Source organism: Streptomyces sp. NPDC088254 (assembly GCF_044740925.1).
Taxonomy (GTDB): domain Bacteria; phylum Actinomycetota; class Actinomycetes; order Streptomycetales; family Streptomycetaceae; genus Streptomyces.
Genome location: NZ_JBIURQ010000014.1, coordinates 1 through 13182 on the forward strand (window position 1 = coordinate 1; position 13182 = coordinate 13182).

Annotated in this window: 10 protein-coding genes and 1 rRNA gene; 6 read left to right on the top strand and 5 right to left on the bottom strand. The window is 72.8% G+C overall.

Features of this window, described 5'->3' with window-relative positions:
- Positions 1 to 85, top strand: a 5S ribosomal RNA gene (gene rrf, locus ACIOC0_RS34195); the annotation flags it as partial.
- A gap of 93 nt (positions 86 to 178) precedes the next feature.
- Here rrf and ACIOC0_RS34200 read toward each other — a convergent pair.
- From ACIOC0_RS34200 to ACIOC0_RS34220, 5 genes are read right to left on the bottom strand one after another with little or no spacing between them, the layout of a single operon-like run.
- On the bottom strand, positions 179 to 1489 hold the full coding sequence (locus ACIOC0_RS34200) for a DUF58 domain-containing protein (protein ID WP_402159709.1): 1311 nt from the start codon (positions 1487 to 1489) through the stop codon (positions 179 to 181).
- Positions 1489 to 2478 (bottom strand): AAA family ATPase, encoded by a 990-nt coding sequence (locus tag ACIOC0_RS34205; RefSeq protein WP_402160254.1) that lies wholly within the window; start codon positions 2476 to 2478, stop codon positions 1489 to 1491. Before ACIOC0_RS34205 ends, ACIOC0_RS34200 begins: the two co-directional genes overlap by 1 nt.
- Positions 2478 to 3695, bottom strand: a complete 1218-nt coding sequence (locus ACIOC0_RS34210) for a DUF4350 domain-containing protein (RefSeq protein WP_402159712.1) — start codon at positions 3693 to 3695, stop codon at positions 2478 to 2480. Before ACIOC0_RS34210 ends, ACIOC0_RS34205 begins: the two co-directional genes overlap by 1 nt.
- On the bottom strand, positions 3692 to 4486 hold the full coding sequence (locus tag ACIOC0_RS34215; protein ID WP_402159714.1) for a DUF4129 domain-containing protein: 795 nt from the start codon (positions 4484 to 4486) through the stop codon (positions 3692 to 3694). Before ACIOC0_RS34215 ends, ACIOC0_RS34210 begins: the two co-directional genes overlap by 4 nt.
- Before the next feature lie 4 nt (positions 4487 to 4490).
- Positions 4491 to 5837 (bottom strand): glycerophosphoryl diester phosphodiesterase membrane domain-containing protein, encoded by a 1347-nt coding sequence (locus ACIOC0_RS34220; RefSeq protein ID WP_402159717.1) that lies wholly within the window; start codon positions 5835 to 5837, stop codon positions 4491 to 4493.
- 140 nt (positions 5838 to 5977) lie between these two features.
- Between ACIOC0_RS34220 and mtnA the strand changes: the two genes are divergently transcribed.
- From mtnA to ACIOC0_RS34245, 5 genes are all read left to right on the top strand, one after another.
- The gene (mtnA, locus tag ACIOC0_RS34225) at positions 5978 to 7120 is read left to right on the top strand and encodes an S-methyl-5-thioribose-1-phosphate isomerase (protein ID WP_402159720.1); all 1143 of its coding nucleotides are present in this window, start codon (positions 5978 to 5980) and stop codon (positions 7118 to 7120) included.
- Between the two features lie 204 nt (positions 7121 to 7324).
- The gene (gene mtrA / locus ACIOC0_RS34230; RefSeq protein WP_207228638.1) at positions 7325 to 8014 is read left to right on the top strand and encodes a two-component system response regulator MtrA; all 690 of its coding nucleotides are present in this window, start codon (positions 7325 to 7327) and stop codon (positions 8012 to 8014) included.
- Between the two features lie 2 nt (positions 8015 to 8016).
- Positions 8017 to 10218, top strand: coding sequence for an MtrAB system histidine kinase MtrB (mtrB, locus tag ACIOC0_RS34235; protein ID WP_402159723.1), 2202 nt, complete (start codon positions 8017 to 8019; stop codon positions 10216 to 10218).
- Entirely contained in the window at positions 10208 to 12040 is a 1833-nt protein-coding gene (locus ACIOC0_RS34240; protein ID WP_402159726.1) for an LpqB family beta-propeller domain-containing protein, read from the top strand. The genes mtrB and ACIOC0_RS34240 overlap by 11 nt, the downstream gene beginning before the upstream one ends.
- A 144-nt stretch (positions 12041 to 12184) precedes the next feature.
- Positions 12185 to 13159 carry a ComF family protein gene (locus ACIOC0_RS34245; protein ID WP_402159729.1) on the top strand — a complete coding sequence of 325 codons (975 nt, stop codon included), beginning with the start codon at positions 12185 to 12187 and terminating at the stop codon, positions 13157 to 13159.
- The last annotated feature ends 23 nt before the right edge of the window (positions 13160 to 13182 follow it).

Below are 13182 nucleotides of genomic sequence, written 5' to 3' on the forward strand. Positions count from 1 at the left end.
TTACATTCCGAACCCGGAAGCTAAGCCTCACAGCGCCGATGGTACTGCAGGGGGGACCCTGTGGGAGAGTAGGACGCCGCCGAACAATCATTCAAGAAAGCCCCGTGCCGATGGCACGGGGCTTTCTTTGTTTCTGGCCCCGGGAAAGGGCAGTTCGCCTGGAGCTCGGGCACATTGCTCAGAGGCGTCCCGCGGATTTCAGAGCGAGATAGGCGTCCGCCAGCGCCGGCGCCAGCTCGTCCGGGATGGCGTCGACGACCGTGACCCCGTGGCGACGAAGCTTCTCGGCGGTGCGATGGCGTTCCGCCTGGTGTTGGGCGGCGGCTGCGGCCTCGTACACCTTCTCCGTGGTGCCGCGAGCCGTCGCCATGCGGGCGATGTGCGGGTCGGCGACCGAGGCGACCAGAACCGTGTGCCGCTGCGTGAGTTGAGGGAGCACCGGGAGCAGGCCTTCCTCGACGGGAGCGGCGTCCAGTGTCGTCAGCAGGACGATCAGGGAGCGGCGGGGTGCTGTGCGCAGGGCGGTCGCGGTGAGACCGCGGGCGTCCGTCTCGGTGAGCTCCGGTTCCAGGTCGGCCATCACCGTGACCAGGGAGGGGAGGAGGTCACGCGAGGTGCGGCCCTGGACGAGGGCGCGGACGCGGCGGTCGTAGGCGAGGAGGTCGACGCGGTCGCCGGCGCGGGACGCCAGGGCGGCCAGGAGGAGGGCCGCGTCCATGGAGGCGTCGAGACGGGGGGCGTCGCCGACGCGGGCTGCCGAGGTGCGGCCGGTGTCGAGGATCAGCAGGATGTGCCGGTCGCGTTCGGGGCGCCAGGTGCGGACGGCGACGCTCGTCTGGCGGGCGGTGGCGCGCCAGTCGATGGAGCGGGTGTCGTCGCCGGGTACGTAGTCGCGCAGGCTGTCGAACTCCGTGCCCTCACCTCGGGTCAGGACGCTGGTGCGGCCGTCGAGTTCGCGGAGCCGCGCGAGTTTCGCGGGAAGGTGCATGCGGCTGGTGAACGGTGGGAGCACCCGCACTGTCCAGGGAACCTTGTGGGTGCCTTGGCGCGTGAACAGGCCGAGGGGGCCGTAGGAGCGGATGGTGACGCGGTCGGCGTGACGGTCGCCTCGGCGGGTGGGGCGCAGCCGGGTGGTGATGCGGCGGCGTTCGCCTGCGGGGACGGTGAGGCGGTGCCGGGAGCCGGTGGTCTCCGTGCCGGGTTGCCAGCTGCTGGGGGGCCAGGCGTCGCGCAGGTGGGCGCGCAGGGTGCGGTGGGAGGGGTTGGTGAGGGTGAGGGTGACGTCGGCGGTGTCGCCGAGGCGTACGGAGGTGTCGCCGGAGCGGGTCAGGAGCAGGCGGCGCACGGGGGCGGCGAGGGCGTGGTCGCAGGCGCAGGCGAGCGCGAGGGGGGTGTTGACGGCGAGGATGCCCGTCCAGCCGGGTTCGAGGATGCCGACGGGGAGGGAGGCGAGGGCCGCGAGGAGTGCGGCGCGTCCGGTGGGGGCCATCAGCGGGGGACGGGGACGTGGGTGAGGATCGCGGTGATGACCGGGTCGGCGGTGACGCCTTCCATCTCGGCCTCCGGTCGGAGTTGGACACGGTGGCGGAGGGTGGGCAGCGCGAGGGCTTTGACGTCGTCGGGGATGACGTAGTCGCGGCCGGTCAGCCAGGCCCAGGCGCGTGCGGTGGACAGCAGGGCCGTGGCGCCCCGGGGGGACACGCCGAGGGTGAGGGAGGGGGATTCGCGGGTGGCGCGGCAGATGTCGACGACGTAGGCGGTGATCTCGGGGGAGACGGTCGTCTTGGCGACGGCGGCACGGGCGGCGTCCAGTTCGGCGGGGCCGGCCACGGGGCGTACGCCGGCGGCGTGAAGGTCGCGGGGGTTGAAGCCGTCGGCGTGGCGGGTGAGGACGGCGATCTCGTCCTGGCGGGTGGGGAGGGGGACGGTGAGTTTGAGGAGGAAGCGGTCCAGTTGGGCTTCGGGGAGGGGGTAGGTGCCTTCGTACTCGACGGGGTTCTGGGTGGCGGCGACGAGGAACGGCTCGGGGAGGGGGCGGGGGGTGCCGTCGACGGTGACCTGGCGTTCCTCCATCGCTTCCAGGAGGGAGGACTGGGTCTTGGGCGGGGTGCGGTTGATCTCGTCGGCGAGGAGGAGGTTGGTGAAGACGGGGCCGGGCTGGAAGGAGAACTCGGCGGTGCGCGCGTCGTAGACGAGGGAGCCGGTGACGTCGCTCGGCATGAGGTCGGGGGTGAACTGGACGCGTTTGGTGTCGAGTTCGAGGGCGGCGGCGAGGGCGCGGACGAGGAGGGTCTTGGCGACTCCGGGGACGCCTTCGAGCAGGACGTGTCCTCGGCACAGGAGGGCGACGACGAGGCCGGTGACGGCGGGGTCCTGGCCGACCACGGCCTTGGCGATCTCGGCGCGCAGGGCTTCCAGCGAGGCTCGGGCGTCGCCCCGGTGCCCGGTGTTCCCGGCGTTGTCAGTGGTCGGGTCCATCATGGACGGCGTACCTCTCTTTCGAGGGCGTCGAGTCGTTCGGCGAGTGCGGTCAGGGCCGTGTCGTCGGAAGGTGGCGGGCCGAAGAGGAGGGTGTGCAGGGCCGCGTGCCGGTCGCCGTGGAGGTGGGTGGCGAGGGCGGGCAGGAGCGCTTCGGGCGTGTGGGCCTGGGCGGCGGGGATCCCGAGGAGAGGGGCGAGGCGGGTGCGGGTGGCGGAGCGAAGAGCGGTGGCGGCGCGGTCGCGGGCGTCGGCCTTGCGGTAGAGGCGGGCGCGGCCTTCGACGGTTTCGGAGGCGCGGATCGCGACGGGGAGTCTTTCGGGGACGAGGGGGCCGAGCCGGCGTGCCCGCCAGAGGGCGGCGAGGGCTGCGGCGACGAAGAGTTGGAGTGTGCCCCAGATCCATCCGGAGGGGATCAGGTCGAAGAAGCTCTTGGTGTCTTGTTCCGGGGCGGAGGTGTCGGCGGGGGAGGGGAGGTACCAGACCAGGTGGGGGCGGGTGCCGAGGAGTTGGAGGGCGAGGGAGGCGTTGCCGTGCCGGTCGAGGCGGTCGTTGTGGAGGATGTCGGGCGCGCCGAGGACGACTGTGTCGCCGGTGCCGGAGGCGGCGGGGATGCGCAGCAGGGTGGCCAGGCGGTGGCTGGGGTAGCACTCGTCGGCGTCGCCGAGGGTGGTGGTGTAGCGGATGCCGCCGGTGTCGGCGGTTCCGGCGCTGCGGGCGGCGGGCAGTGCGCATCGGGGGGAGAGGGTGGAGGTGCGGCTGGTGGCGAGGGCTGCTGTGACGCCGGGGGCGAGGGTGTGCACGGAGTGGCTGCCGGGGGCGACGAGGAGGGTGCGGCCGGCGGAGGCGTCGATGGTGGTGTGCAGCAGCGCTTGTTGACGGTCGGTCAGGAGGTCGGGTGCGGTGACGAGGAGGGTGGTGTCGGGGCCGGTGGCTGCGCGGGCCTCGGTGAGGGTGGTGACGACGCGGGTGGTGACGCCGTGGTCGGCGAGGAGTTCGGAGACGGCGCGGCTGCCGTAGGGGTCGGCGGAGCGGGGGTCGAGGGCGCCGTGGCGGGCGTCGGAGCGGAGCACCGCGAGGACGGCGGCGCCGGCGAGGAGGAGCACGCAGGCGAGGGCGATGCCTCGGCCGCGGGTCCACAGATGGCGGGCGGTGGGCGAAACCGAGGTCGGCGCGGGGGTGGTCGCGGTGGGTTCGGGGGTGGCCGTGATGGTCATCCGGCGGTTCCCCGGTGGGTGGGGTGGGCCGTGTGGGGGCTGCTGGTGTGGGTGAGGTGCGGCTTGGTGGCGGCCAGGTCCCGGTCGAGGCCGGTGACGCGGTCGTACGTCTCGCGGGTCGCCGTGCGGCCGCCGTACGTGACGTCGTCGAAGTCGCGGGCTGCGGCGCGCAGCCGGTCGGTGTGGGCGGGCAGGGTGTGGCCGGCTTCGGCGGCGGCCTCGTCGGCGGTGCGGCCGGGTCGGGCGTCGAGGAGGGCGCGTTCCTCCAGGGAGCGGACGACGGCCCGCATGCGTTCCTGGACGGCCTGGCTGAAGTGGCCTTGCGCGGCGTGCGCCTCGGCGGCGGCGCGGTGCTCGGCGGCGCTGCGGGGGCGGTCGTCGAACAGGGCGGGTGCGGCGGCGGGTCGGCGGCGGGGTGTGCCCAGACGCCACCGGAGTGCGCTCACGACGGCGACGACGGCCGCAGTGACGACGAGCAGGCCGAGTGCGCCGCCCGGGGCGGCGGTGGCGGCGGCGCCGAACAGGCTGTCGATCCAGTTCCAGAGGGCGTCGAGGGCGCGTTCGAAGAGGTTGGGGTCGTTCTGGTGGTACAGCTGCTTGGACAACTCGCGTCGGGCTTCCTCGCGCGCGGGGTCGCGGGGAATGGTCACGGGCGGTTCGCCGCCCGAAGATGCCCATGACAGGGCGGGGCCGCCCCCGGCGCGAAGCAGGGCGTGCAGGGGACGGCCGAGGGCCGGAGGCGGCTGTGGTGGCGCCGGGACCGCCGTGAGGACTTCCCCCGCCCAGCTCACCGCATCAGCTCCCCGGGGTGGCGGTGCCGGTGTGGCCCGGGACGCCGGCGGCGCGGGCCAGGTCGAGGTCGAGGGCCTCGCGGCGGATGCGCTGGTCGATGTAGAGCAGGACGACGACGCCGGCCGTGAGCGGGAAGGTGACCAGCGAGCCGATCACCGAGCCGATCCCGGCGACGACGAGGTAGGTCCAGCTGAGGTTGGAGCCGCCTTGCGCGAACGCTTCGAGGCCGCCGTCGCCGAGGATGGCGCCCGCGAGGGCGAAGGGGACGGCGACGATCATGGCGACGATGTTCGCGATGAGCATCGACAGCGACTGGATGCCGAAGACCCGCCACCAGGAGCCGCGGACGAGCTTGGCGGAGCGGCTGAGCGCCTTGGTGACGCTCTGCTTCTCCAGCATCAGCGCGGGCGAGGCGAGGGAGAAGCGGACCATCAGCCACACGGTGACGGCGAGAGAGGCGAGCATGCCCAGCGCCGCGAGGGCGCCGCCGCCGGGGCCGCCCAGCAGGGCGCCGGGCAGGACGCCGACGGCGCCGATGACGGCCACGACGAGCAGCAGGAGGAAGATCAGGCCGAAGAGCTTCGGCAGCCGGGGGCGGGCCTCCCGCCAGGCCTCGCCGGTGGTGACGGGCTTGCCGAGGACGGCGCGGCTGGTGACCGCCGTCAGCAGGGCGGTCGCCGTGATCGTGCCGATCAGGGAGACGAGGGCGAGGACACCGGAGTTGACCATGACGTCGCCCATGGCGCCGGTCTTCTCGTCGACGGTGGCGGTCGGGTCGGTGAGGAGGGCGGTGCTGTCGGCGGTGTCGTTGAGGACCAGGCCCTGCAGGAGGACGAGGACGACTTCCACGACGACGGCGACGGTGAGGGAGATGCCGAGGACCGTGCGCCAGTAGGTGCGCATGGTGGTGACCGCGCCGTCGAGGATCTCGCCCACGCCGAGGGGGCGCAGCGGGATCACGCCGGGCTTGGCCGCGGGCGGGGGGCCGCCCCATCCGGTGCCCCAGCCGGCGCCGGGGCTCTGGTGCCCGTAGCCTGCGTGTCCGGGGCCGCCTTGTCCGGGGCTCGCGGGGCCGGCGCCCCAGCCGGCGGGGCCACCCTGTCGAGCCGGGGGGTGCGCCGGGTTCTGGGGGCCTGCGGGCGCGGACCACTGGGCGGGCGGCGGCTGTTCCTTCGACCACTTCGCGCCGGGGCCCTGCGCGGGTGCGCCCGGCGCGTCAGCGGTGTGGGTGCCGTCGGGCCGGTCGGCGGGTTCGGCAGGCGAAGTGGGCGCGGCGGGCGAGGACGCCCCGGGCTCCTGTCCGTCGGACGGGGCGGATCCGGGCGAGGCCCAGCCCGGAGAGTCGTTCATCGTCGCTCCTTGTCGGTGCCCGTCCGCGGGCGCGGTCGCACGTTGGCAGCCATCGTGCCATGGGGTGGTTCTCGCGTGACCGGCCGCGGTCAGGGCTGCATGCCTTCAATTGTCCGCCCCATAACGGGCAGACTGACGACATGGCTGATCAGTACGCGCAATCCGGCGAGGACATGCGGCCCACCGACATGCCCGCCATCCGCTGGGAGGAACCACCCGAAGGGCCCGTGCTGGTGCTCCTGGACCAGACGAGGCTGCCTGCCGAGGAGGTCGAACTGGTCTGTACGGACGCGTCCGCGCTGGTGGAGGCGATCCGTTCGCTCGCCGTGCGCGGGGCGCCGCTGCTCGGGATCGCCGGGGCGTACGGCGTCGCGCTCGCCGCCATCCGCGGGTTCGACGTGGACGAGGCGGCGGCCGCGCTGGCGGGGGCCCGGCCAACCGCGGTGAACCTGTCCGTCGGCGTGGAGCGGGCCCGCACCGCCTACCGGGCGGAGCTCGCCCGGGGCGGCGACCCCGACCAGGGCGCGCGGGCCGCGCTGGCCGCCGCCCGGCAGCTGCACCGGGAGGACGCCGAGGCCAGCGTTCGGATGGCCGAACACGGGCTGGCGTTCCTCGACGAGCTGCTGCCCGGCGGCGGGCACCGCGTCCTCACCCACTGCAACACCGGTTCGCTGGTGTCCGGCGGGGAGGGCACCGCGTTCGCCGTGGCGCTCGCGGCGCACCGGAAGGGGCGACTGCGGCGGCTGTGGGTGGACGAGACGCGTCCGCTGCTGCAAGGGGCCCGGCTGACGGCGTACGAGGCGGCCCGCAACGGCATGACGTACACGCTGCTCACGGACAACGCGGCCGGGTCGCTGTTCGCGGCCGGTGAGGTCGACGCGGTGCTGATCGGCGCGGACCGCATCACGGCCGACGGCTCGGTGACGAACAAGGTGGGCAGCTATCCGCTCGCCGTGCTGGCCCGCTACCACCATGTGCCCTTCATCGTGGTGGCGCCGGTGACGACGGTCGACCTGCACACCCCGGACGGGACGTCGGTCGAGGTCGAGCAGCGTCCCGGCTACGAGGTCACCGAGATCACGGCCCCCCAGGTGCAGGTCACGGGTGCCGGCGGCGGAATCCCGATCGCCCCTCTGGGAACCCAGGCGTACAACCCGGCGTTCGACGTGACGCCGCCCGAACTGGTGACGGCGATCGTCACGGAGCAGGGCGTGGTCTCACCCGTGACCGCCGGGGCGCTGGAGGAACTGTGCGCGCGAGCCCGCCGGGAGGACACCGCCTGACTCATTCCCCGGCGTCACCATGTGGGCCCACGCCGACGACGACCCCGCGCGGGCCCACCCCGCCGCCGTGCCGACGGAAGGGGCTGACATCAGTGCTGACAGCAACGGCAGCGGACGGGGGCAGACAGTGACGGTCCCGTACGACTAAGGTCGCTGGCCGGTGACCCTGCTCACCTGCGCCGCCTTCGCCGTTATGAGAATGGGATGATGTCGTTTATGAAGGGACGAGTCCTTGTCGTCGACGACGACAGCGCACTGGCCGAGATGCTCGGCATCGTGTTGCGCGGTGAAGGTTTTGAGCCGTCTTTCGTAGCGGACGGCGACAAGGCGCTGGCTGCTTTCCGTGAGGCGAAGCCCGATCTGGTGCTGCTGGACCTGATGCTGCCCGGGCGGGACGGCATCGAGGTCTGCCGCCTGATCAGGGGCGAGTCCGGTGTGCCGATCGTGATGCTCACCGCCAAGAGCGACACCGTGGACGTCGTCGTGGGACTGGAGTCCGGCGCCGACGACTACATCGTGAAGCCGTTCAAGCCGAAGGAGCTCGTGGCCCGTATCCGGGCACGGCTGCGCAGGTCGGAGGAGCCCGCGCCGGAGCAGCTCGCCATCGGCGACCTCGTCATCGACGTGGCCGGCCACTCCGTGAAGCGGGACGGGCAGTCCATCGCGCTGACGCCGCTGGAGTTCGACCTGCTGGTCGCGCTCGCCCGCAAGCCGTGGCAGGTGTTCACCCGCGAAGTACTGCTCGAACAGGTGTGGGGCTACCGGCATGCCGCCGACACCCGCCTCGTCAACGTGCACGTGCAGCGGCTGCGCTCCAAGGTCGAGAAGGACCCCGAGCGGCCGGAGATCGTCGTGACCGTCCGCGGCGTCGGTTACAAGGCCGGACCGAGCTGATCATGTCCAAGGACAGTGCCGCTTCGGCCCCCGGCCGGTCCGGGGCCCGTCCGCAGCGGCCTGTCGGCCGGAAGAAGACGGGTTCACACTTCACACGCCTCCTCGACGGCGGACTGCTCCAGGGCGGAGTCCAGGGCAGCCCCGTCCTGCGGCTGCTGCTGCGCTGGGTGCGCCGCCCCCTGCTGCCCGTCATACGGCTGTGGCGACGCAACATCCAGCTCAAGGTTGTCGTCACCACACTGCTGATGTCGCTCGGCGTCGTCCTGCTGCTCGGCTTCGTCGTCATCGGACAGGTCCGCAACGGCCTGCTCGACGCCAAGGTCAAGGCCTCCCAGAGCCAGGCCACCGGCGGCTTCGCCGTCGCCAAGCAGAAGGCCGACGAGGCGGCCGGCGCCGCGGCCGACGACGGCGCCGTCGTGGACGCCGCCGCCCCCCAGAACGTCATCGAATGGATGAGCGAGCTGGTGCTGTCGCTGTCCAGCGGCGGACAGGGCGCCTTCGACGTCGTCACCCTGCCCCCCGGCGACGACAGCGGCGGCGGCCGCGGACCGCGCGCCTCCGGCTACGTCGACCCCAACAAGAGCGTCCCCGAGAACCTCCGCGAACGCGTCAACAGCGGCACCGGCGCCGTCCAGAGCTACTCGCGCATCATCTACCTCAACGACAAGGAATCGCAGCCCGCCCTCGTCATCGGCAAACAGGTCAACGACCCCAACGGCGACCCCTACGAGCTGTACTACCTCTTCCCGCTCACCCAGGAGGAGAAGTCCCTCAGCCTCGTCAAGGGCACCCTCGCAACCGCCGGACTCTTCGTCGTCGTCCTCCTCGGAGCGATCGCCTGGCTCGTCGTACGCCAGGTCGTCACCCCCGTGCGCATGGCCGCCGGGATCGCCGAACGGCTCTCCGCCGGACGCCTCCAGGAACGTATGAAAGTCACCGGCGAGGACGACATCGCACGCCTCGGTGAAGCCTTCAACAAGATGGCGCAGAACCTCCAGCTCAAGATCAACCAGCTCGAGGACCTCTCCCGGATGCAGCGCCGCTTCGTGTCCGACGTCTCGCACGAACTGCGCACACCGCTCACCACCGTGCGCATGGCCGCCGACGTCATCCACGAGGCACGCGAGGACTTCGACCCGATCACCGCACGCTCCGCCGAACTCCTCGCCGACCAGCTCGACCGCTTCGAGTCACTGCTCGCCGACCTGCTCGAGATCAGCCGCTTCGACGCCGGCGCCGCCGCACTCGAAGCCGAACCGATCGACCTCAGGGACGTCGTGCGCCGCGTCGTCAGCGGCGCCGCCCCGCTCGCCGACCGCAAGGGCACGAACATACGCGTCCTCGGCGACCAGCAGCCCGTCGTAGCCGAAGCCGACGCACGCCGCGTCGAACGCGTCCTGCGCAACCTCGTCGTCAACGCCGTCGAGCACGGCGAAGGCAGGGACGTCGTCGTCAAACTCGCCTCCGCGGGCGGCGCCGTCGCCGTCGCCGTCCGCGACTACGGCGTCGGACTCAAGCCCGGCGAGGCCACCCGCGTGTTCAGCCGCTTCTGGCGCGCCGACCCGGCACGCGCGCGTACCACCGGCGGCACCGGACTCGGACTGTCCATCGCCCTGGAGGACGCCCGGCTGCACGGCGGCTGGCTCCAGGCCTGGGGCGAACCCGGCGGCGGATCGCAGTTCCGCCTGACCCTGCCGAGGACCGCCGACGAGCCGCTGCGAGGCTCACCCATACCGCTGGAACCCAAGGACTCCCGCCGCAACCGCGGACTCGACGACGCAGGCCTGCCCCGCGGCGGAGGCGAGAAGAGCGCCACCGTCCCCGTACAGCCCGCAGCAGGGCAGCGGTCGGCGGCACACACCCCGCTCGCACCCCGCACCACCGCCACCCCCACAGCCGACCCCACGGCACTGCCCGGCAACGGCGCACGCGTCGTGCCCCGGCCCGCCACCGGCACGGCATCCACCGGCAACGGCACCGCCGCCGGCACCGGAGCCGGGAGGGCACCCGAGCACGGCCGCACGCACGGCAACGCCGACGACGCCGCCGACAAGCGCGACAGGGCCGGCGACGCGGGCCGCGAGGGCCCTGAAGACGCCGACCACGCAAGCGACACCACCGGGACCGGCCGCACCGCCGACGAGGCCGCCGGTACGTCAGGCAAGGGCTCGAAGCAGCGAGGAGAGACATTCCGTGGGCGCTGACCACGACCGGGGCCGCCGGCGCACACCGCTGCGCGCGACGGCGTACGCCGCCTGCGGTGTCGTACTGCTGGCCGGATGCGCCTCCATGCCCGACCACGGCGACCTGAGCGACGTGGAGTCCACGCCCCGCCAGGAGACCCAGGTGCGGGTCTTCGCCATGCCGCCCCGCGAGGACGCACAGCCCGCCGAGATCGTCCAGGGCTTCCTCGAAGCGCTCACCAGCGACGACCCGCGCTACTCGACGGCCCGCCAGTACCTCACCCCCGCGGCCGCCCGGAAATGGGAACCCGAACGGTCCACCACCGTCCTCGCCGACGGGCCCGGCACCCTCGCCGGCCAGTCCGGCGGCCGGGAAGAAGGCGACGACTTCACCTTCACCCTGACCGGCACCAAGGTCGCCGACATCGACGCACAGCAGTCGTACACGCCCGCGGCCGGCGACTACTCCCGGACCGTGCACCTCACCCGCGACAAGAAGACCAGGCAGTGGCGCATCGACGCCCTGCCCGAGGGCGTCGTCATGGGCAAGTCGGACTTCCAGCGCAACTACATGTCCGTCAACAAGTACTACTTCGCCTCCCACACCGCGTCCGCCGGCTCCGGACAGCCCATGGCCGTCGCCGACCCCGTCTTCGTACGCGAACGGGTCGACCCCATGACCCAGATCGTGCGCTCCGTGCTCGACGGGCCCACCAGCTGGCTGCGGCCCGTCGTCAGATCCAGCTTCCCCACCGGCACCGCCCTCGCCCGGGGCGTCACCGCGCTCGCCCCCGACGACCAGAACAAGCTCACCGTCCCGCTCAACGACAAGGCCGCCCGCATCGGCCACGGCAAGTGCGACGAGATGGCCGCGCAACTGCTGTTCAGCCTGCAGAGCCTCGCCCCCACCGTCGACGAGATCGAACTGCGCGCCGGCAGCCGGCAGCTCTGCTCGCTCACCGACGACCGCGCCACCGCCGTGGCCGAACGCGGCGCGGAGACCCACGCCGGCTACCTCTACTTCGTCGACGGCCGCCACCGCCTCGTCCGGATGAGCAGCACCGGCGGCAACAGCGCCAAGGCCGACGCCGTGCCGGGACCGCTCGGCGACGGCAGCACCGCGTTCCGCTCCATGGCCGTCGCCCGCGACGAGCACACCGCCGCCGGGGTCGCCCTCGACGGCAGGAGCCTCTACGTCACCTCCATGGTCGCCGACGGCTCCCTCGGCGACCCCCTGCTGACCAGCAAGGGCAAGACCGAGAACGACCGGCTGACGGCCCCCAGCTGGGACGGCCAGGGCGACCTGTGGATCGCCGACCGCGACCCCGCCGACCCCCGGCTCCTCCTGTTCGAGCAGGGCGGCGGCGAACCCCTGGAGGTCCTCACCCCCGGCCTCGACGGACGGATCAAGACCGTACGGGTCGCCGCTGACGGCGCGCGGATCGCGCTGGTCGTGGAGAAGGGCGGCAAGCAGTCGCTGCTCATCGGGCGCATCGAACGGGACAAGAGCGGCGACAAGCCCACCGTCTCCGTCCAGGAACTGCGCTCCACCACCCCCGACCTGGAGCAGGTCACCGCCGTGACCTGGGCGGGGGACAGCCGGCTCGTCGTCGTCGGACGCGAGTCGGGCGGGGTCGAACAGGCGCAGTACGTGCAGTGCGACGGCTCCGTGCCCGAAACGGGAACACTGCCCGGCCTCACCGAAGTCAAGAGCATCGCCGCCTCCGAGGACGGCGACGCCCCGCTCTTCGCCACCTCCAAGGACGGTCTGCTGTGGCTGCCCGGCGGAAGCGGCTGGCGCACCTTGAAGGAGACGGCCTCGGTCGCGCTTTACCCGGGGTGAGGCGGGGCGGGGGTGCCTCGTGCTGCGTGTGGGGGACCAGGTCGGAAGTGACTTCCGCCGAGTTTTCCACAGGCGGCCGGGGCGAATTTCGGCCGGTTTTCCACAAGGGTGGCCGCTTCGTCCCGCCCACGGCACAGTGAACCCGTGGACAGCGTTCGTCGGTGGTGGCAGGAACTCGCCGCTCTGATCCTTCCTGCCGACTGCGCGGGATGCGGCCGGGCCCGCGTGATGCTCTGCCCCGCGTGCCGTACGGCACTCGCCGGAGCCGAGCCGCGCCGGGTGCGGCCCGAACCGGCACCACCCGGGCTGCCCGCCGTGCACGCGGCGGCCCGGTACGCGGACGAGGTGCGGGCGGTGCTGCTCGCCCACAAGGAACGCGGTGCGCTGGCACTGGCGCGCCCGCTGGGGGAGGCGTTGGCGGGGGCGGTGCGGGTGGGGTTGGGGGAGGTGGGGGTGGGGGAGGTGGGGGTGGGGGAGGTGGGGGTGGGGGAGGGGGCCCCACCCCTAGGACACCTAGGACACGTAGGGCAGGTAGGGCACCTCAGAAACGAAGGGCACCCAGGACACGGGCACCCAGGACACCTACTCCTCGTCCCCGTCCCCTCCGCGCCCCGGGCCGTGCGGGCTAGGGGGCATGACCCCGCCCGTCGTATCGCGCTCGCCGCCGCTGTCGTCCTGCGGCGGGAGGGGATGCCGGTGCGGGTGGCACCGGTGTTGCGGCAGCGGCGGGCGGTGGCCGATCAGGCGGGGCTCACTTCACGGCAGCGGATGGACAACCTCGGCGGCGCACTGGCGGTGGTGCCCGGCGGGGCGCGGTTGCTGCGTGGTGGCTCGGTGGTGCTGGTCGACGACCTCGTCACGACGGGAGCGTCCCTGGCGGAGGCGGCGCGCGCCGTGCGCTCGGCCGTTTCGGCGGATCGGGCCGGCGAAATGCCCGCCGGGGTGGCGGATCGGAGTGCGTTCAGGGGTGGGGCCGTGTATCGGGACGTTGGCCGGGAAGGCAGTGGGGTACGGGGGGTGGGAGTGCGGGAAGGAGGTGTGGGTCGCGGTGGCGGTGAGCTGCTGTTCGCTGCGGTGGTCGCGGCTTCTCCTGACTCTCCGGAAATAAACCGGAACTGAGTGCCCACTTGCGTCGTTGCAGG